Consider the following 18,709-nt stretch of genomic DNA (forward strand, 5'->3'; position numbering starts at 1 on the left):
GATCTATGCGCAATCTCGTGCGCTCTATGGCATTACTGTTGTCGGTTCTCGGTACAGTCAATGCACATGCTGCTGAAACCCAAACCAACACCAACACAGCACCTGCGGCAGTCAGTGAGCAGGTATCACTGGTCAATCTCAATACAGCTGATGTGCAAACGCTGGATCGCGAGCTTAAGGGTGTGGGCCCTGCTAAAGCTCAAGCGATTGTGGCGTATCGCACGGAGCATGGGCCATTTGAGGTGGTTGATGAATTGCTGGAGGTTAAAGGCATTGGGCCGGCGATCTTGCAAGACAACAAGTCGCGCTTAAGTTTGAAGTAGTGCGCATCGGTGCCTTGTCACAGGCAGGGCACCCTTAGTTATTTTTCTTTAACAGGCGCCGCGCTTTGCGCTTCTTCCAGTTAGTACCGACCCACCAACGCCAAAAAACCTGCACAGCAAAGTAACCGAGGATTGCCAAGGCAATACCGATGGCGGCGGAGCCTAAATACAGAGGCTGCCACTGTTCGCTGAAGATTTTTTCAAACCAGGCCCAGTCCAGCTCATCTGGGAACACGAGTGGCGGGGTGTCTAGCAGCCAAGCCCCCGCTTTATAAGAGCAGTAAAAAATCGGCGGCATGGTCAGCGGATTGGTCAGCCAAACCAGCGCAGCAGAAATGGGTAAGTTGGCGCGAAAAAACAACGCGAACACCGCGGCTACAGCCATTTGCATGGGCATGGGAATCATGGCCCAAAACAAGCCAATAGCCATTGCACGAGCAACCGAATGGCGATTGAGGTGCCAAAGGTTGGGGTCGTGGATCGCCTTGCCAAGAAAGCGCAACGATTTGTTGCTCTTAATCGCGTCGGGATTGGGTAGGTAACGCTTAATAATTCGGCGGGGCATAGTCTTACGGCTCGCTGAGGCGCGGCTATTATGCACACAAAGCTTAGGAGGCTCTATATGCCCAAAGGCGTGCTTGCTTTGGTGTTAGGCCTTTTATGTCTCTATATCTTTCCGCAGTCACCTAATTCTAGCTGCTTGTTGCTGACGCTCCTTACTTTGGGCTTTGCTATGGCGCTGCGTTGGCGTCTGTTTGCCTGTTTTGTATTGGGCTTATTGATCGCGCAGTGGGCCGTGATTGCTTGGCAAGAGGACCGCCTAGCGGCTGATTTTGACGGGCGGGCGCTATGGGTGACGGTCGAGATAAGCGATGTGCCGCAACAAGGTGATGGCGCGGCCGTCTTGATGCTGAGCGATGCCTATTCTAGGCGTACAACGTTACCGAAGAATATCTGGACCGTCTGGCCCGATGCGCCACCGGTTTATCGTGGTCAGACGTGGCGTCTGTTGTTAGCGCTCAAGCGTAGCGCTGGACTGCGTAATTTTTACGGTTTTGATCGAGCGCGTTGGCTGGCCAGTCATGAGGTTGGCGCAACCGCTGTGGTTAAACAGGCGCAATTGTTAACCGACAGCGCTGAAGCCGATCTGCGCAGCAGTTTGCGTGAAGCTATCTTGGCAAGCCGTGCGCCCAGCGCTGAGGCGCTGCTGGCATTGGTATTGGGGGATGGCAGTAGGATTGCGCCTGACGTATGGCAAGTATTGCAGCGCACCGGAACGATTCACCTGTTTGTGGTCTCGGGCTCGCACATTGTGTTGATTGCCGGCTTAGTGCTTGGCCTGCTCACGCTGTGCCGGCGCCAAGCGTGGTTGCCTGTATCTAGCTATTGGCGACCCATCAGTTTTCTCCTGAGCTTTGTGGCAGCGCTGCTGTATGGCTATCTAGCTGGCGCAGGCTTGCCTGTTCAGCGCGCTTTAATCATGTTGGCGTTACTGTTGTTGGGGCAGTGGCTGAGTGTGTGGCGCAGCCCATGGTATGCGTGGTCACTTGCGCTGTTCTTAGTGTTGCTGTGGCAGCCTTTAGCCAGTTTGCAGGCAGGTTTGTGGTTGTCGTTTGTGGCGGTGGCTTTGTTGCTAGTGGCGGCGCAAGGCCAGGTTATTCGGCGACCCTGGTGGCAAGAGTTACTTATTATTCAGTGCGTTATGACGGTGGCACTGCTGCCTTGGCTGCACATGCAAGGTTTGTCGGGCAGTGCGGTGGGGCTTTTCTCCAACGCGATTGCAGTGCCTTGGTTGGGTTTGTTGGTGGTGCCGATGGCGTTGTTGGGTACGGCGCTTTTACAGCTGGGCGTAGGTGATTGGCTGTTGCAAGTGGCAGGCTACTTGCTTAGTTGGAATATTGATCTATTACGCTACTTAGATGGCTGGGGTGGCAGTTGGGCAATCCCGCCCAGTGATGGCTGGCGTTGGGTTTTGTTGCTGCTGGCCAGTGTTTTGTTTGTCCTGCCCAATGCTCTGCATAGCCGCTTTTTTACAGTGCCTTTGTTGCTGGTGGCTTTATTTTGGCCGAGCGCGCGTCCTGAGTTCGGGCGGGCGGTGATTGATGTGTTGGATGTGGGGCAAGGTTTGGCGGTGCTCGTTCAAACCCACGATCACACTCTTCTCTATGACACTGGTGCGGCGTGGCAGGGGGGTAGTCGGGTTGAGCAGGTCGTGCTGCCTGCTTTGCAGGCGCGGCGGATAAAAGACCTAGATACGCTGCTAATCAGTCATGCAGATAATGACCATGCCGGCGGGGTTGGCGCGCTTATAAAGGCAATGCCCGTGCGGCGAATCGTGAGTGGTGAGCCGCTTGATACTCAGGGCCAGTTGCCGCCGCTTGATCAATGCCGCACAGGCGAAGGTTGGCGCTGGGATGGTGTGGACTTTCAGCAGTGGCAGGCTGGCGGCGCAGCAGGCAATGCTGCCTCCTGTGTGCTGATTATCGACGCTGGTGGTGAGCGCCTGCTGTTGACGGGGGATATCAGCACCGCTGAAGAACAGCAGTTCATTGCTCAGTCACTGGCTAAACCCGTGCGCTGGTTAATGGCGCCACACCATGGCAGTCGCACATCGTCTTCGCGTGCTTTTATTCAGGCGCTTAAACCTGAATTTGTGGTGTTTAGTCGCGGCCGATATAACGCCTTTGGGCATCCGCATACCGATGTCATCGCCCGTTATCAGCAACAAGGCGTGAGCCTTCTTGATACTGCAGAGTTAGGTGGAATGCGTTGGCAGTTGGGGGCTTTTGACTCGAAGGTTGCGCCTGCTCGCGCCGCAGCAGGATTTTGGGCTGAAAAATGAGAGATAGCCCGCTGTGCGCTGGCGGCGCTGTGCTACAGTGGCGCCACCTTATAAGTACATGATTTTTTGGGGGAACTTCGCTGTGTGGGAACTGGTCAGTGCAGGCGGCTGGATGATGCTGCCGATTATCCTCTGTTCAATTATGGCGGTTGCTATTACCGCTGAGCGTTTATGGTCACTGCGCCCGAGCAAAGTCACCCCGGCCCACTTAGTTGGTCAAGTGTGGCGCTGGATTAAAGACAAACAACTTAATAGTCAGAAGCTGCGTGAGTTGCGCAGCGATTCGCCGTTGGGTGAAATCCTTGCCGCAGGGCTTGCTAACTCCAAGCATGGTCGCGAGATCATGAAAGAGTGCATCGAAGAAGCCGCCCAGCGCGTGATCCATGATCTGGAAAAATACCTCAACGCGCTCGGCAGTATTGCTGCGGTAGCGCCGCTTTTGGGCTTGCTCGGCACCGTGCTGGGGATGATTGAGATTTTCAGCGCCTTCACCGGTGCAGGCATGGCCAACGCCCCTGTGCTGGCCAGTGGTATTTCCAAGGCATTGATCACCACTGCCGCCGGTTTGATGGTCGCGATTCCGGCGCTGTTCTTTCACCGCTACTTGTTGCGCCGTGTTGACGAGCTGGTTGTCGGCATGGAGCAAGAGGCGGTCAAGTTGGTCGAAGTAGTGCAAGGTAACCGCGATGTAGACATGGGCGAGGGCAAGGCGTGAAATTCCGTCGTCGTCCCCGCGAAGAGGTCAGCATCAACCTGGCCTCCTTGATCGACGTGGTGTTTATTCTGCTGCTGTTTTTTGTCGTCACCACCACGTTTACCCGTGAAACCCAGCTGCGCGTTGATTTGCCCGAGGCCAGCAGCGCAGCACCGGCTGAGCAAACTCCAGAAACACTGGAGATCTTAATCAGTGCAGAAGGCCAGTTCGCGCTCAATGGACAAAACCTTAATAAGCATGATTTGAGCACCTTGATGGCGGCGCTGCAGCGCGAATCCAAAGGCAATGCAGAGTTGCCAGTGGTGATCAGCGCGGACGCTAAAACACCGCATCAAGCCGTGATCACCGCGATGGATGCAGCTGGCAAGCTCGGTTTTGCCAAGCTACGCATCAGCACGGTCGAGGCCGCCGAGGCCCCGTAACGTGAGCCTGTCTAACTGGTTACAACGCGCTTGGTATGAGGGGCATCCGTCGATGTCTCTGCTCAAGCCGCTTGAGCAGTTATATCGTCGTGTGGTCATGCAGCAGCGTTTGGCTTATGCGAGCGGTGCAAAAACACCTTATCGCGCCCCTGTGCCAGTGTTAGTGGTGGGCAATATCACCGTCGGTGGCACGGGTAAAACTCCGCTGATTTTGTGGCTGATTGAGCATTGTCGCAGGCAAGGTTGGCGCGTGGGCGTGGTGAGCCGTGGCTATGGGGCGAAAGCGCCGCATTATCCTTGGCGTGTTGAGGCCAGCGGCAATCCCGCTGAATGCGGTGATGAGCCGCTGATGTTGGTGCAGCGTTGCGCTGTGCCGCTGATGATTGATCCGCTGCGCAGCCGTGCCGTGCAGGCGCTGCTCGAGCAGACGCCTTTAGACATCATTCTCAGTGATGATGGTTTGCAGCACCATGCGCTAGGCCGTGATTGGGAGCTGGTGGTGATTGATCATGCGCGCGGCTTTGGCAATGGTCGTTGCTTGCCGGCAGGCCCGCTGCGTGAGCCCTTAGAACGCTTGCATGATGTCGATGCCTGCATCTTAAACGGCGCCCTGCAAGACGATGCCAGCGGCTACGCAATGCAGCTGCGCCCCAGCGCCTTGGTCAACCTTAAAACAGGCGAGCGTCAACGTTTGTCGTTTTTCCCTGCTGAACAACGCCTGCATGCCGTCGCCGGCATTGGTAACCCTGAGCGTTTCTTCACCACGCTGGAAGGGTTAAACTGGCGACCGATTCGGCATGCCTTCGCCGACCACGCACCATTCAACGCCGCTGAGTTGCCTGATGATGACTTGCCGCTGGTGATGACTGAAAAAGATGCGGTTAAATGCCGCTCTTTTGCGCGCGATAACTGGTGGTACTTGGCGGTCGACGCCGAGCTCTCCGCAGCGTTTGGCCACTGGCTAACCCAACAGTTACAGGTGAAGGTGCGCCCTCATTCCTCCTGAGGTGCTCATGGATCTGAAACTGCTCGATATTCTCGCTTGCCCCCTGTGTAAAGGCCCACTCCAGTTGAGTGATGATCAATCAGAATTGATCTGTAAAGCCGATGCGCTTGCTTACCCGATTCGTGATGGCATCCCGGTGATGCTCGAAGGCGAAGCGCGCACCCTTAACGTTGACGAGCGCTTGGATAAATAAGCATGTACACCGTTGTCATCCCAGCTCGTTACGCCTCGTCGCGTCTGCCGGGCAAGCCGCTGCAATTAATTGCAGGCTTACCGATGATTCAGCATGTTTGGCAGCAAGCCCAACAAAGTGGCGCGGCACGCGTGGTCGTGGCCACCGATGATCCGCGTATCGAGGCGGCCTGCGTGGCATTCGGCGCCGAAGTCGTGATGACGCGTGCCGAGCATAACTCCGGCACAGATCGCTTGGCCGAAGTGGCGGATGCTTTGGGCTTGGCGGACGATGCGCTGGTGGTCAATGTGCAAGGCGATGAGCCGCTGATTCCGCCGGCCATCATCGATCAAGTCGCGGCTAATTTGGCGGCCAACCCACAGGCCGGTATTGCCACCTTGGCCGAGCCTATTGGCGATAGCGCCAGCTTATTTAACCCCAACGTGGTCAAAGTGGTTAGCAATGCACAAGGCTTGGCATTGACGTTTTCGCGTGCACCGCTGCCGTGGGCGCGCGACGCTTTTGCGCAAGATCAACAGCAATTACCGGCGGGCGTGCCATTTCGTCGTCACATCGGTATTTACGCTTATCGCGCAGGTTTTTTGCGTGACTTCGTGCGCTGGGGGCCTTGTGACTACGAAAACACCGAATGCTTAGAGCAGCTCCGAGCGCTGTGGCATGGTGTCGCTATTCACGTGGCTGATGCCCTAGAAGCGCCGCCAGCCGGCGTAGACACGGCAGAAGATTTAGCGCGCGTGCGGCAGATTGTTGAGTCGCGCGGATGATCCATGTGTTGTTTGTGTGCTTGGGCAATATTTGCCGCTCACCCACAGCAGAAGGGGTGTTCCGCCACAAGGTTGAGCGCGCCGGCTTAAGTGAGGTGATTGCTGTTGATTCGGCCGGCACGGCTGCTTGGCATATCGGCAAAGCACCCGATGCGCGGACGTGCGCGGTAGCGCGGCAGCGTGGTTATGACTTGTCTGCGTTACGTGCGCGGCAAGCCGTGGCCGACGATTTTTTGCGCTTTGATTGGGTATTGGCGATGGATGCCAGCAATCTTGCGCACCTGCAGGCGTTGCGACCGGCAGAGGCGCGTGTTGAACCGCAGTTGTTTTTGCCTTTGGCAGACGAGCTTACCTTGAGCGAGGTGCCGGACCCTTACTACGGTGGTGCCCAAGGTTTTGAGCAAGTCTTGGATGTGATTGAAATTGCCAGCGATGCATTACTGCAGCGCATTCAGTCAGCGCTGCGGTGATCACATGTCTCAGTTAATCGTTCGCGAGGCCTTCGCATTAAGCGCGCTCAATACCTTTGCTTTGCCGGCACAGGCTGCGCAGTACTGCGCCTTAAGCGACAGCTCACAACTGCCGGAGGTCTTGGCGGCGCAGCAGCGCAGCGGCTTAGCGCTGTTTGTATTGGGCGGCGGTAGCAACCTGCTGTTGACGCAGAACCTCGATGCCTTTGTGCTGCACATGACCACCCAAGGCAAGCGGGTGCTGTCGCAACAGGCAGACGTGGTGCTGGTGGAGGCCGAAGCCGGCGAAGCATGGCATCCCTTTGTGTTGTGGACGTTAAGCCAAGGCTTCGGCGGCTTAGAAAACCTTTCGCTGATCCCAGGTACGGTGGGCGCGGCACCAGTGCAAAACATCGGTGCTTACGGGGTCGAGATTAACGATCGACTGCATTCGTTAGATGCGTGGGACTGTCAGCAAGAGCAACTGGTGACTTTAAACGCCCAAGATTGCGCGTTTGCCTACCGTGACAGCTGCTTTAAACGTGAGCCCGCGCGCTGGATTATTTTGCGCGTGCGTTTTGCGTTGTATCCGGCGGCTAGCACACCCTTGGCGCTGGAATACGGGCCGATTCGTCAGCACTTGAGTCATCTCGATATTGCACAGCCGACGCCAGCAGATGTCAGCCGTGCGGTGTGTGCGATTCGGGCAGAAAAGCTGCCGGACCCGCGGCAGTTAGCGAACGCCGGTAGCTTCTTTAAAAACCCGCTGGTGCCAGCCCAGCAGGCGCTGGCACTGCTTGCGCAATACCCCGCCATGCCCAGTTACCCGCAGGCCGACGGGCAAACCAAGCTCGCCGCCGGCTGGCTGATTGAACAAGCCGGTTGGAAGGGCTATCGCGACGGTGATGCCGGGGTGCACGCCAACCAAGCCTTGGTGCTCGTCAACTATGGCAGTGCAACCGGTGCACAAATGAAGGCGTTGGCGCAGCGCATTCAAACGGATATCCACGAGCGTTTTGCCGTGGCGCTGGACATTGAACCTATCGTGATTTGAGCACTGTTATCACGCAATAAAAAAACGGCGCAGCTAATGCTGGCGCCGTTTTTTATTGGCTGTGCGTTGGTCAGTCGCTAAGCCTTAATAGACCCAGACTTCAACGCGACGATTGCGGATACGGCCGCTTTCAACGTCGTTGCTGGCAATCGGCATGGCCTGACCTAAACCTTGGACTTCCCGCAGATTGACGCCGGCTTTACTCAGCTCACGGCGCACGGCCATCGCACGAAGTTTCGACACCAGCTCGGCGCGAGCGGCGTCCTCTTTGCTGTCGCTAAAACCAATCAGCGCCACCTGTTGGTTGCTCTTGTTGTTGGCCTTAATAAAGTTAGCCACGCGCTGCACGTCTTGCAGGGCCTTGTTGTCTAGCTTGGCGTTGCCTTCTTTGAAACGGAAAGTCACCGAGAGGCGCTTGGCTTGGCTAGCCAAGGCTTTGTAGCTTTCTGGCATTTGTGTTTCAACCGGCACCTGCATGGTGCGCACGGCTTGAGAAACAAAACCGTTGGCGGCCACCAGTTTTTGTCCGGCTGGGCTCTGTGCGTACTCGATCAGTGCGCGCGCCCACGCGTTGCTTTCATTGGGCTGGATGTACAAAAACAAACGACGCGATAGCGGGTAGTCTTCGGATGCGACCAGTGTGTCTTGCGGGCTAAGGGCGTCCGCATTGCCATCGGCAATCGCCAAAGGCTTATTCGCGCCGACAAACGCTAAGCCAACAAAACCGATGGCGGCAGGGTTTTGCGCCACTTGTTCGGCCAGACTGACATGGCTAGAGAAGCGCTGCGCATCACTACGAATGGCTTTACCCAGTGGGCTGAGCACGGCGCTGTCAAAGGTATCAAAGGTGCCGGAAAGCTGGTCCAGCGCCATCACCTTGATCGGGCCGCCGCTCACGCCTAAGTCTTCCCAGTTCTTGGCTTCACCCGAAAAAGCCGCCGCAAGTTGCGCGGTGCTGAGCTGAGTCAGTGGGCTGTTGGGGTGCACAATCACTGCCACGCCATCGATGGCGACGACTTGTTCGGCGTCTTGGCTCAACATATCGCCGCCGCTGGCGAGCAGCTTGATTTCGGCTTCTTTGATGGGGCGCGAGGCGGCGGCCAATTGTGCGCGTGACTCGCTCAAGGCAACAAAGCCACTGCTGGAGCCTTCGGTGACAATTTCCACCGGCACTGGGCGGTTATCGGTGCTTAAACCAATCACACGGCTGCCGTTCGCCAATGGCTCGACACGGATTTGCGTTAAGCCTTGGCTCTGCATCAAGCCTTCTACTAGAGCGGGAGCAAGGCGGGCGCCAAGGGTGTTGGAGCCTTCAATGCGCAATGCGTTTTGCCCAGAGGTAGGGATGGGCAAGCTGGTGGCAGCGCTGGCTGGCAGTATGGTGGCCGCCAACAGCAAGCCGGCAAGACGGTTCGAGATGCCGGATAAACGAGACATGTGAATACCTGTAGCAGTTTCAAAGGATGCGAAAGGCTACAGGAATATTACAAAAAGTAACAAAACGAGCGCATTTATTGTGCGCCACGTCACGCTACGTGACATTTAAACGGCGCTGCGCTTCAAGCGAGCCATAAACAGCAGTCGCTTTACCAGCAGAGCAGTAAAGGGGAAGGTGACGATGTACATGAAGACCTGAAGCGCGGAAATATCCAACAGCAACCAATACGCTAGGGCGACACCTAAACCCGAGTCGATCTGATCCCCCGCAATTACCCAACGCTGGTGTCTGGTGGGTAGCGCGCCTGGGGCAATACCGGCACGACGTTTTAGCCAAGAGTTAGGTAACTCCGCCAGGACATAACCCAAGCCCGCCGCTAGGCCAGCTAGCGCAAGTGACTCACCAAAAATGCTCAGCTGGCCTGCGCTACTAGCGGGCCATAGACACAGCGCACCCAAGGCGGTGAACAGAGGCATCAGCAGCATGCCACGCCAGGTTTTATTGGCACCGAATAGCTGCTCATTGATTGGCACCTTTAACCACGGCCAGCCGTTATAGCTGACCACCCACATATGCAGCACCCCGCCAATGATCACAGGGATTTGCAAGATCAGCGCGGTGAACGCCGCGTTAAGAAGGTTGTCGAAACTCAGCATGTCAAAGCACTCCGTGCAGCACACAAAACAGCAAGGCACCACCGAGGGTGAGCGCCAAGATATGACTCAGGCGTTTGAACTTAAAAAAAGCACGACGCCATAGCATTGCAGCGCTGAAGGCGAGTAAGCACAGCGCTAACAGGCTGTTGGCCAGCCACTGCGGGACTAGCAATGTCAGCAACGCAAAGCCGGCTAGCAGGAAAATGCTCCAGAACACCGGCATGCCCAGATAAGCCAAGCCTGAGCCCTCATCGATGTTGCCAATATCATTGAACACCGCCAGACGCACCACGCCCGCCATCAGCAAAGGCCACAAGCCCATAGCCCATGCACCACTAAAGCCAAGCTGCCAAAACACCAGTGCGGGCACGGCTAAATAGATAAAGGTGTCGAGAAAGCCGTCCAGATATCGGCCAAAGACCCGCGTAATCCCCAGACGGCGTGCCCAGATACCATCCAACGCGTCGCCCAGCATGGCGATAAATAAGCACGCAATCGCCAGTAAGGGCGCGCCACCTAGCGCCAGCGCGGCCGCCAAGGTGCTGGTGACGATGCCGCTTAAGGTCAGCGCATCGACGCGATTTAAGTGAATAATCCATGCGCTCATTGCAGGACCTTGAGTGTCAGCGTGGGGAGAGAGTTGAGCAGCGCTGGGCGGTCGATCTTGCTGTTGTGACGCCCGTCAACCGGCATCTGTGCAACTTCGGCCCAGTGCAGGTTCGGCAACGCCCAGTGCGCCACAATGGCCTTGAGTGCGTCCCAGCTACTGGGCTGGCCTTGCAGAATCAGCACCGGTGGTGCGCTCGGTCGGGCAACCAAGGCGCAGCGGGTGACACCGGCTAAGGCATCGACTTGCATTTCCAGCGGATAGGTAAACAGAGGCCCTTGCGCGCTGGGTACCGCATCCTTGAGCCGCCCGGTCAGCCAGAGCTGGCCTTGCTGATCAAAAAAGCCGCAGTCGCCGGTGCGATGCCAGACTAGGCCATCAGCACGGGGGATTTTGTTTTCCGCGCAGGCTTGGGGGTTATCGATATAGCGCTTTAACACATGCTCACCGGCCACCAAAATTTCGCCGCATTGGCCGGCGCTGAGCGTGGCTTCTTGTACCTGAGTTTGATTGCCGAGCGGCATATCCGAGCGCACCACGCACACCTCAGCTTGCGCCACAGGTTTGCCGACTAAGTGACCTGCCTGTGCCCCCCATTGACTGAGGAGCAGCGGCATATCGATCTCCGCAATGGGCTCGGCCTCGGTGCTGCCATACACCACGCGACAATGCGCATGGGGAAATACGCTGGCGCAGTCGCGCAGCAGTGCCGGCGTCACGGTCGAGCCGCCGACCACCACCGAGCGCACCTTGGGCAAGGTTTGTTGGGCCGCTTTAGCGCTGTTGAGTAGCTGCTGCATGAATGCTGGCGCAGCGGCGAGGCGGGTGACACCCGCGCGGCTGAACTGCGCCAATAACCGCTCGCCATCGGCGCTGCCTGGGGCTGCTAAGTCAATGGCGGGCATGACCGTACTGATGCCGCAGGCAAGGTTGTGCAGCACCAAAACTGGGAAGCACGGCGCATCAATGTCATCGTCTTGATCGGGCCAGTGGCTGCGGATGGCTTCATGCTGGGCGATCAGGCTGTGATGCGTGCGGTCAGCACCTTTTGGCGCGCCGGTACTGCCGGAGGTGAAGCTGATTAGGCCGTGGGCGTGTTCGTCGCTTAAGGCGTCGGCACGAAACGCGCTTAAGCTGGCGGCCATCCAACCTTGGCGTAAGTCGCGCACACCGAAGGCGCGGCCATCAAGGGCAAAACGCGGTAAGCGCCATAACGCGGGCACGGCATACCAGTGGCGCAAAATAGCGCGCTCACCAATAGCCGCACGCGCTGCGCTGGTTTTAATTGAGGCGATCATGCGCGCACGACTCATGCCGCGATCAAGCAGCACCGGCACTAAGCCAAGGCCGAGCAGTGCCAACAGCAAGGCATACAAGGAGGCGCTAGGTTTGGCCAGTAACAACACGCGATCACCCCGCACAAGGCCTTGAGCCACCAAGCGCTGTTGCCAGCTGGCGGCTTGGCTAAGTAGTTGGGCATAGGTTTGGCTATGACTACTGCCCGTGATGGGGTCGGTGATGTTGAGCGCTAGGCGATCAGGGTTGCGCTGAGCGGCGACAAACACGCGCTGGCAAAAGTTACTTTGGCTCATGGCGCAAGATCCTGCTGGTACAAGGCGTAGTGACGCTGACTGGCGGTGCCGTGGCGCAAAGCAAACTGCTTGGAGTGATTGTCGGCGCGCACCAAGCAGGCGCTGATCCGCGCATAGTGCGGCGCGGCGCGTAGCGACAGTGCGCCACTCATGGCGGTGAATAGCCCGAGCTCGCGCATTTCTGGCAATACGCCACCGGTTTTTGCCAGGGCATGCCGGTTGTGCAGCGGCAACCGGTCGAAATGCTCGGCAAACTTGGGCTGAGTAATGCCGAACTGGTGGTACAGCGGCGCGTAGTCGGGAAAGACCAAAAAGAAGCCGGCGATGCGCCCGTCATGGGTTTGCGCCACCACCGAGCTGTGTGGGCAAAGTCGTTCAGCAAAGCTGCGCCCACACTGAGCACTAAACTGCGCCATGCTGGGCTTGCGGTAGGCGAAATTAGCGCCGAACACGCCATCGACAAAGCCATACATGGCGTCTAGGTTATCTAGCCAAAACGCTCCATCCAAACCACTGATGCGCACGTGCGGGGCCAGTTTGGCCTCCAGCGCACGCACCCCTTGGGCGACCTCGGACGCGACCTCTGCACAGGCGGTGCTGGTGCTCAGGTAGCGGTAGCGCTCGTTAAAGCCCAAACGGCTTAGCAACGCGGGGTAGTAGGGCAGATTCCACGGCTCGCCGGGAAAGCAGCCGTGCTCAAAGCCATCCACGCGTAGGCGATAGGCGCCAAAGGTGCTGAAGTTAATCGGGCCGTACAACCGCGTGGCCCCTTGGCGGCGCGCCCAGGCACGCAGCTCATTGAATAAGATGGCGTGCGGGGTGCTGTCGTCGATGCCTTCCCAATAGCCAAAGAAGGCTACGCGCTGGCCATCGACCTGCTGGGCGTTATAAAAGCCCGCCAGACGCGCCTGACCAGGCACAACCCCCAGCCACGCTTGTGCGTTGGGTTCGGCAAACCACGGATTGTGGCGGCTAAATGCATGCGCCAGCGCCAGTGGATCTTCGCCGAGCCAATGCGGGTCTTCGCTGTACAGCTGCTGGGGCAGCGTAGCAAAGGCAGCTGGCAGCAAATCATCCACTGACCAAGGGCCGGCCTGTACCCCGAGCGGTTTAATTTCGCTGGCGAATTTAGTCATGCAGGCAGACCTCCCCGGCGCTGGCGCTTTCGTTGGCATTGCCGGTTGCGCTGGTGTCTGGGCTTGGGCATTCGATCACGCCGCTGCTGCCGTCCATGCGCACCCACTGACCGTCTTTTAAGCGTTGGGTAATGCCGGGGATGCCGACAATGGCTGGAATGCCTAACTCACGCGCGACCACCGCCGAGTGCGATAGGGTCGAACCACGCTCGACCAAGAGGCCGCCAGCGGTGGGGAACAAGGGTGCCCAACCGGGATCGGTGCGCACGGTGCACAGGATTTGACCGTTGAGCGACAGCTCGTCATCGGGGGAGAAAATCAGCCGAATGTGATTCTCCACCACGCCTGGATAACACCCGGTGCCGCGCAGCGCGCCATCGCTAGCCACGGCTGCGGCCGCGTGCGGGTACGCGTAGGCGTTGTGGCGGTGAACCATGCCCCACGTGTGGAAGTGGTGCGGCAGATCGCGCTGCTGATAGCTGGCGTACTCCGCTTGGCGGGCGCTGACTAAGGGCTGCAACTGGGTTTGCACCGCACGGCCATCGTTGAGCGCGTACAACTCATCCAGACTCAGGTAGAAAATATCGCGCGCATTGGCCAGCTCGCCATCCAGCGCCAATTGTGCGCCGAGCTCGAGAAAAATGTCGCGGTACAGACCAAACAGGCGTGTGCGCGCCAAACGCATGTTTTCACGGTTACGAATCGCCGCCCGCAAAGCGCCTAAGTGCTTCTTAAAACGTTTTAGGCCACGGCGGCCGGCATTACTTAGCACGGCGCTAAAGGCTTGTTGCTCGGCTTGCTGACGAAACCGTGCTTCGTTGGCGGCGAGGGTTTCTAGGGTCAAGTCGGGGCGGCTTAAGTAGTTTTTCAGCACCGCAAACAAGAAGCTGGGATCTTGCCTCAAGGTGATGGATTCGAGCTTAAGCTCGCCCATGGTGCGGTCGCCGTAGCGCTCGATATAGTCCAAACAGCGCTGATAAAACGCACTATCAAGAACTTGCACCCGCGCCAGCAGGGTGGCGTTGTCGTGTTGGCTGATCAGCTCACGCAGCGCCGCGTTATGGCGCACATCGGCACACATCGACAGCAGCCACTTGGTCGGCTCGGTGCTTTCGATGCCTTCTTCGCCCGACAGCAAGTTGTTTTGCACCAGCTCTGGGTTTTCGACTCCGGCAGCGCTCAAGGCGCGGTGCACGCGACCATTCATCATCATCACGTAGAAGTCGTTGATGATGGGGGTGGTCCAGCGCGCTAAGACGTCGCGATCAAGACGACGCGCCAGCTCAATCAGCTCGCCAGCGCTCAAGGCATGCAGCTGTTGCCGTGGCACGCTGTGATAGGCCTGATCAAACAGGCTGCGGAACTGGCTAACGCGGGCGTCCATCTGGCGAAAACCACGCCCCATTTGCCACGCCGCGCGCAGCATTTGCGGCAGTTTGGCCAGTTTTTCGCGGCCACTTAAGGTGCGATCTTCGATCAAGTCGACGGGGTCGGTGAGCCCCATCATGCGTTCCATGTCGGCCTTGTTGGTGCTGAAGGCCGGCAAGAACTGCAAGCCGCGATACCAGTTATTGATGTTGTAGTAGATACGGCCGTGGATCAGCCCCAGCATGTTGTCGAGCATGTCACGATGATGTTGAATCGCCGCGTCACTGACCCCGAGCAGGCGCATGGTTTGCTCGTACACGGTGGCGTAAGCACGGTTGGCAAAGCTGAAGGTCAGCGGGGTGGTGACGCCGCAGTACGACTCTTGAATGTTGGAGTTATCAAACACCACCTGCCGACCGACCGGCTGTTTAGGTGCCGGCAATGAGGTGATCGGACGGGTTTGTAGGATATGCACTTGACCTTGTGCCAAGGTCCATTCGATGTCCTGTGGGCTGCCTTTTAATGTGGCGATGCGTAAGCCGACATCGCGCAGCGCTAACACCTGTGCCGCTGTCAGGCAGGCGCTGTGGCGTTGCTCATCGCTTAGGGTGATTTCCTGCGTGCCTTGGCCGTGTTGGCGGTCGAAGACCACGGCAACGTCTTTGTCGGCCAGTTGTTGTTCAATGTGCTCGCCTTGGTGCGCCACGCTGAACTCATCGGCGTTGCAGATGCCGGCGACCACACCTTCGCCACAGCCCCACGCGGCGCTGATCAGCATGTGTTGGCGGCTGCCGGTGGATGGGTGTGCGGTAAACAACACGCCCGAGGCGCTGCCATCGATCATCTCTTGGATAATCACCGCCGCGCGAATGTCACTCAGGCTCAAGCCTTTGTGCAGGCGATAGAGCAAGGCGCGGCTATTAAAGGCCGAGGCCGCGACCTGTAACACGCTGCGCTCGATGGCGGGCAAACCTTGTTGATACAAATAGCTGTCCATTTGCCCAGCAAAGGAGGCGCCTTGCGCGTCTTCACCCAACACCGACGAGCGCACCGCATATTGTTGTGCAGGCTCTTGTTGCATGAGGCTTGGTTGCGCTGGATTTGGGCCAAAAGCCTGTTGCAGCTCGTGGCGCAGGCTGGCGGGCAGTTCGGCAGCAAGAATGGCCTGCTGAATGCGCTCCGCGCGCGGTTGTACTTCGCTGATCTCGCATTGGTGATCAATCCCAGCGAGCTCATGGCGCACCAAGTCATCCAGCTGATTGGCGCGCAACAGCGCGGCAAAGGCTTCAGTGCTCAGTACCCACCAGCGCGGTACGGGTAAACCATGACGGCTTAACCACGCGAGGTTTTCTGCTTTGCCGCCAAGTTGCTCGGCGCTTAAGAACAAGGCTTGTTCTTGGCTGTATAGGAAATGACTCATGACAGGCGAACTCCTTCAAGCTCCAGCAGACGGCGCGATGTGCGGTAGACGCGCTCCATAAACGGGTAATGGCGGAAGGTGTGGGCCATCAGGTACATCGGCAGACGGTTGATCAGCAGGTCGCGCAGCGCCAGCTTGTAGCCGTAGCGCCACTGCGCGGGGTCGATGCTTTGTCCGCTGGCGCGCGCAAGCTGTTGGCGATGCAGCTCGAGGTAATGCTCAACCTCACGGCTGTCTTCTGGGGTGTCGAGGGTGAAGCACAGCAGCTCGGCCAGATCGTGTTGCGGCAGGTGCAGCGTAGCCAGCTCCCAGTCGTAAGCGCACAGGCGCATCTCGCCGTCGGTCTGACGCAGGGCGATGTTGCGCGGGTTGAAGTCGTTGTGGATCAGGGTGCGCGGCATGGCCTCGATGTCTTGCCACCAATCGCCCACGCCCGCGACGATGCTGCGGAACACGTTTAAATCGTCTTCGCTAAACCATTCCGGAAACTCTTCGCGCGCATGCACGCCCAGCAGCTCCCACAGGCGGGTTTTGGCCTGCATGCCGGTCGCGCTGGGGTAGTCGATCAGCCAGTCTTGCGCTTTAAGCTCGTCTTCACGGCCGTACCAGATGCTATGCACCTCGGCGATGCCGGTAATGGCCGCCTCAAGGTGTTGGCGTTGCCAGCCGGAGGTGTCGTCGGCGCTGTCCATCAACGTCATGCCTTGCAGCAGCTCTTCGACAATCACATAGGCTTCGCGCTCGGCATCGGCGACCACGCCGTACACCGCCGGGGCGTAGCGGGTGAAGCGCGGGTCTTGCTGGCTCATCACCGCCAATTCACGCACGTGGCAGCCTTTAAAGCCCAATTCGTCGCGGAACTGGGTAAACACTTGTGCCAAACGCGCATCGCACATCGCCGCCATGCTGCTGAGCATGATGATGGCTTCGTCGTCTAAGGGCTTCACTTTGGCCATCACCGGCAGCGTGCCGTCGGCGGTTTGCAGGTTGAACGGGAAGTGGCCGAGCAGCTTATTGACCTTGTGCGAGGTCAGCTCGGTGATGATGCTCGAGCCCTTGCTGTCGATCTCCAATGGCTCAACGGCAAACGGGCGCACGGCGCTTAAGCCACTGTCATGACACGCCGCGAGGAAGAATTCGGCGTTCAAATCACCCAGCTTTAAGTAATTCACCGGGCGATTACGGCCCAAGCGCTCATGGGCGCGGGCAAATTGATCGGCGGCAATCGCGGACAAGGTCGAAATATCCAGTGCCAAACAATAACCGGCGATCACTTCCGCCAGCTTGTGCGCTTTGCCGGGGCCTGCGCAGTCGATCAGTTCGAGGCATTCGCGCTGCTGTGGCAAGTTGGTGCCGCCGCCGACGGTACCGATCACCAACGAGGGCAGCGTCATGGTGCAGTAAGCATCGCCTTCTTCGGTTAACTCGATGTGCAGCTGACCGAGCGCAGATTCGTGCACGCAGGCGATGTCTTGACCGAGGGCGGTAAACATCGCCGCGACCACGTTGGCGACGTTGATGTTGAGCCCGACCATGCCGGCGGCCAGCGAGCCGGTGACGAAGTTTTGATAAGCATTGACCAGCTGCGTAGGGGTGACTTTTAGCACCTTGCGGCATACTTCTTCGCTCAGGCGCACTTCTGCCATCACGCGCACGCCACGGCCCTTCAAAAAGGTTTGGTAGGTGACTTTTTTATCGTTGGATAAGTTGGCCTCCACCAAGAAGTTGCGCACTTTCAAACCATCAAAGCGTTTGATCTGCTGCAAAATCCACTGGCAAGCCTGCCAGGTGCAGGTGGTGGTCATGTTTTGCCCAGCGGCATCGCCGGTTTCGTAGATGAAGTGCACATGCACATTGCGTCCCATCACTTGCGCTTGGACTTCCACCAACTGGGCGAAGTTGGAGTACTTACGCACTTCGGCGGCCAGCTCGCTGTAGTGATCCTGTACCCACTCGGCAAAGAACAGCGCTTGCTGCATGGCATCAAAGCCAAACAGCGGCACGCGCATCATGCGCTGGCCCAGTACGCGGGTTTGCACGCCGCCGGCGCGCGACAGCGCGGTAGCGCCGCGTGTGGCCGAGGCCACCAGAGCGCCTTCGCTGGTTGCCATCGGCGCGTAAAACAGGCCGCTGGCATGCCGGCCTTTGATGTGCAGTGGCCCGGCCAGACCGACGGGGATTTCCACCGAGCCGATCAATGCTTCGATATTGCTCACCAGCTTGCGCGGCTCTAAGCGTGTGTGGGCGACTTCTTCAAGCGCCGCGCCGGTATGGTTGCGAGCGAAAGCGAGGCGCTCTTGGCGGGCTTCTTCGCTGTACAAGCCGCGTGCCGGCACTTTGGGCAGGGTGAATTCGTCGTAGTGCACTTCGGCGGCGGTATTGGCACCCATGCGCAGTTGATACGCCAGTTGCCACAGTTGTTGCTCGGTCGTCGCGCAGCCATCACAAGCCAACACCAGCTGATAGCCGTTAGGCGCTTCGCGGGTTTGCTTAAGACGCATGCGGTACAGCGGGTAATCGCGGCCTTGCACGTTCAGGGTCAGCTGTTCAAACACGGTACCCAGTGCTGGCACCACGCAGTTGCGCGGCACGGCAACGCAGAGGTGGCCCTTGGACACATCCACCGGGGTGACATTGCTTAAGTCGGCACTGGCAAATTGGCAGCGCGCTTCGTGGCTGTGCAAAAAAGTAGTACGGGTGGCCATCGTATTCATGGGTGGCTCC

The 18,709-nt window shown here is 58.2% G+C and carries 17 protein-coding genes; 9 read left to right on the forward strand and 8 right to left on the reverse strand.

Features of this window, described 5'->3' with window-relative positions:
• Positions 1–5 precede the first annotated feature (5 nt).
• Positions 6–323, forward strand: coding sequence for a ComEA family DNA-binding protein (locus MKI83_RS07490; protein ID WP_241584591.1), 318 nt, complete (start codon positions 6–8; stop codon positions 321–323).
• A gap of 34 nt (positions 324–357) precedes the next feature.
• On the opposite strand, the gene MKI83_RS07495 is transcribed toward MKI83_RS07490, so the two are convergent.
• On the reverse strand, positions 358–888 hold the full coding sequence (locus MKI83_RS07495) for a DUF2062 domain-containing protein (protein WP_241584592.1): 531 nt from the start codon (positions 886–888) through the stop codon (positions 358–360).
• Positions 889–945: 57 nt separating this feature from the next.
• Here MKI83_RS07495 and MKI83_RS07500 point away from each other — a divergent pair, with 57 nt between their 5' ends.
• The 8 genes from MKI83_RS07500 to murB all read left to right on the forward strand — a co-directional run bounded on the left by MKI83_RS07500 (position 946) and on the right by murB (position 7,768).
• Positions 946–3,165 carry a DNA internalization-related competence protein ComEC/Rec2 gene (locus tag MKI83_RS07500; protein WP_241584593.1) on the forward strand — a complete coding sequence of 740 codons (2,220 nt, stop codon included), beginning with the start codon at positions 946–948 and terminating at the stop codon, positions 3,163–3,165.
• A gap of 82 nt (positions 3,166–3,247) precedes the next feature.
• Positions 3,248–3,880 (forward strand): flagellar polar localization protein PocA, encoded by a 633-nt coding sequence (gene pocA, locus MKI83_RS07505; protein WP_241584594.1) that lies wholly within the window; start codon positions 3,248–3,250, stop codon positions 3,878–3,880.
• On the forward strand, positions 3,877–4,302 hold the full coding sequence (gene pocB / locus MKI83_RS07510) for a flagellar polar localization protein PocB (protein ID WP_241584596.1): 426 nt from the start codon (positions 3,877–3,879) through the stop codon (positions 4,300–4,302). The genes pocA and pocB overlap by 4 nt, the downstream gene beginning before the upstream one ends.
• Position 4,303: 1 nt before the next feature.
• Positions 4,304–5,308, forward strand: a complete 1,005-nt coding sequence (gene lpxK, locus MKI83_RS07515; protein ID WP_241584597.1) for a tetraacyldisaccharide 4'-kinase — start codon at positions 4,304–4,306, stop codon at positions 5,306–5,308.
• Between the two features lie 7 nt (positions 5,309–5,315).
• Positions 5,316–5,501, forward strand: a complete 186-nt coding sequence (locus MKI83_RS07520) for a Trm112 family protein (RefSeq protein ID WP_241584598.1) — start codon at positions 5,316–5,318, stop codon at positions 5,499–5,501.
• 2 nt (positions 5,502–5,503) lie between these two features.
• On the forward strand, positions 5,504–6,265 hold the full coding sequence (gene kdsB, locus MKI83_RS07525; protein ID WP_241584599.1) for a 3-deoxy-manno-octulosonate cytidylyltransferase: 762 nt from the start codon (positions 5,504–5,506) through the stop codon (positions 6,263–6,265).
• A complete protein-coding gene (locus tag MKI83_RS07530; protein ID WP_241584874.1) occupies positions 6,265–6,735 on the forward strand; it encodes a low molecular weight protein-tyrosine-phosphatase in 471 nt (156 codons plus the stop codon). Before kdsB ends, MKI83_RS07530 begins: the two co-directional genes overlap by 1 nt.
• 4 nt (positions 6,736–6,739) lie before the next feature.
• Positions 6,740–7,768 (forward strand): UDP-N-acetylmuramate dehydrogenase, encoded by a 1,029-nt coding sequence (gene murB / locus MKI83_RS07535; protein WP_241584600.1) that lies wholly within the window; start codon positions 6,740–6,742, stop codon positions 7,766–7,768.
• Positions 7,769–7,852: 84 nt separating this feature from the next.
• Here the strand turns inward: murB and MKI83_RS07540 are convergent, their stop codons facing one another.
• The 7 genes from MKI83_RS07540 to MKI83_RS07570 all read right to left on the reverse strand — a co-directional run bounded on the left by MKI83_RS07540 (position 7,853) and on the right by MKI83_RS07570 (position 18,699).
• Complete coding sequence (locus tag MKI83_RS07540) at positions 7,853–9,187, reverse strand: phosphate ABC transporter substrate-binding/OmpA family protein (protein WP_241584876.1); 1,335 nt, start codon at positions 9,185–9,187, stop codon at positions 7,853–7,855.
• Between the two features lie 123 nt (positions 9,188–9,310).
• On the reverse strand, positions 9,311–9,862 hold the full coding sequence (locus MKI83_RS07545; protein WP_241584601.1) for a hypothetical protein: 552 nt from the start codon (positions 9,860–9,862) through the stop codon (positions 9,311–9,313).
• 1 nt (position 9,863) lies between these two features.
• Positions 9,864–10,469, reverse strand: a complete 606-nt coding sequence (locus MKI83_RS07550; RefSeq protein WP_241584603.1) for a CDP-alcohol phosphatidyltransferase family protein — start codon at positions 10,467–10,469, stop codon at positions 9,864–9,866.
• On the reverse strand, positions 10,466–12,061 hold the full coding sequence (locus MKI83_RS07555; RefSeq protein WP_241584605.1) for a fatty acid CoA ligase family protein: 1,596 nt from the start codon (positions 12,059–12,061) through the stop codon (positions 10,466–10,468). The genes MKI83_RS07550 and MKI83_RS07555 overlap by 4 nt, the downstream gene beginning before the upstream one ends.
• Positions 12,058–13,197 carry a hypothetical protein gene (locus MKI83_RS07560; RefSeq protein WP_241584607.1) on the reverse strand — a complete coding sequence of 380 codons (1,140 nt, stop codon included), beginning with the start codon at positions 13,195–13,197 and terminating at the stop codon, positions 12,058–12,060. The genes MKI83_RS07555 and MKI83_RS07560 overlap by 4 nt, the downstream gene beginning before the upstream one ends.
• On the reverse strand, positions 13,190–15,985 hold the full coding sequence (locus MKI83_RS07565) for a phosphoenolpyruvate synthase (protein WP_241584609.1): 2,796 nt from the start codon (positions 15,983–15,985) through the stop codon (positions 13,190–13,192). Before MKI83_RS07565 ends, MKI83_RS07560 begins: the two co-directional genes overlap by 8 nt.
• Positions 15,982–18,699, reverse strand: coding sequence for a hydroxymethylglutaryl-coenzyme A reductase family protein (locus tag MKI83_RS07570; protein WP_241584611.1), 2,718 nt, complete (start codon positions 18,697–18,699; stop codon positions 15,982–15,984). Before MKI83_RS07570 ends, MKI83_RS07565 begins: the two co-directional genes overlap by 4 nt.
• Positions 18,700–18,709 lie beyond the last annotated feature (10 nt).

This window comes from Atopomonas sediminilitoris, assembly GCF_022601735.1.
GTDB lineage: Bacteria > Pseudomonadota > Gammaproteobacteria > Pseudomonadales > Pseudomonadaceae > Atopomonas > Atopomonas sediminilitoris.

What these genes read in the sequence shown, in the direction of transcription:
- MKI83_RS07545 (WP_241584601.1), bottom strand. Translation starts at nt 9,862, where the DNA reads ATGCTGAGTTTCGACAACCTTCTTAACGCGGCGTTCACCGCGCTGATC.
- MKI83_RS07550 (WP_241584603.1), bottom strand. Translation starts at nt 10,469, where the DNA reads ATGAGCGCATGGATTATTCACTTAAATCGCGTCGATGCGCTGACCTTA.
- murB (WP_241584600.1), top strand. Translation starts at nt 6,740, where the DNA reads ATGTCTCAGTTAATCGTTCGCGAGGCCTTCGCATTAAGCGCGCTCAAT.
- MKI83_RS07500 (WP_241584593.1), top strand. Translation starts at nt 946, where the DNA reads ATGCCCAAAGGCGTGCTTGCTTTGGTGTTAGGCCTTTTATGTCTCTAT.
- MKI83_RS07555 (WP_241584605.1), bottom strand. Translation starts at nt 12,061, where the DNA reads ATGAGCCAAAGTAACTTTTGCCAGCGCGTGTTTGTCGCCGCTCAGCGC.
- MKI83_RS07560 (WP_241584607.1), bottom strand. Translation starts at nt 13,197, where the DNA reads ATGACTAAATTCGCCAGCGAAATTAAACCGCTCGGGGTACAGGCCGGC.
- MKI83_RS07520 (WP_241584598.1), top strand. Translation starts at nt 5,316, where the DNA reads ATGGATCTGAAACTGCTCGATATTCTCGCTTGCCCCCTGTGTAAAGGC.
- MKI83_RS07490 (WP_241584591.1), top strand. Translation starts at nt 6, where the DNA reads ATGCGCAATCTCGTGCGCTCTATGGCATTACTGTTGTCGGTTCTCGGT.
- MKI83_RS07570 (WP_241584611.1), bottom strand. Translation starts at nt 18,699, where the DNA reads ATGAATACGATGGCCACCCGTACTACTTTTTTGCACAGCCACGAAGCG.
- kdsB (WP_241584599.1), top strand. Translation starts at nt 5,504, where the DNA reads ATGTACACCGTTGTCATCCCAGCTCGTTACGCCTCGTCGCGTCTGCCG.
- MKI83_RS07495 (WP_241584592.1), bottom strand. Translation starts at nt 888, where the DNA reads ATGCCCCGCCGAATTATTAAGCGTTACCTACCCAATCCCGACGCGATT.
- MKI83_RS07565 (WP_241584609.1), bottom strand. Translation starts at nt 15,985, where the DNA reads ATGAGTCATTTCCTATACAGCCAAGAACAAGCCTTGTTCTTAAGCGCC.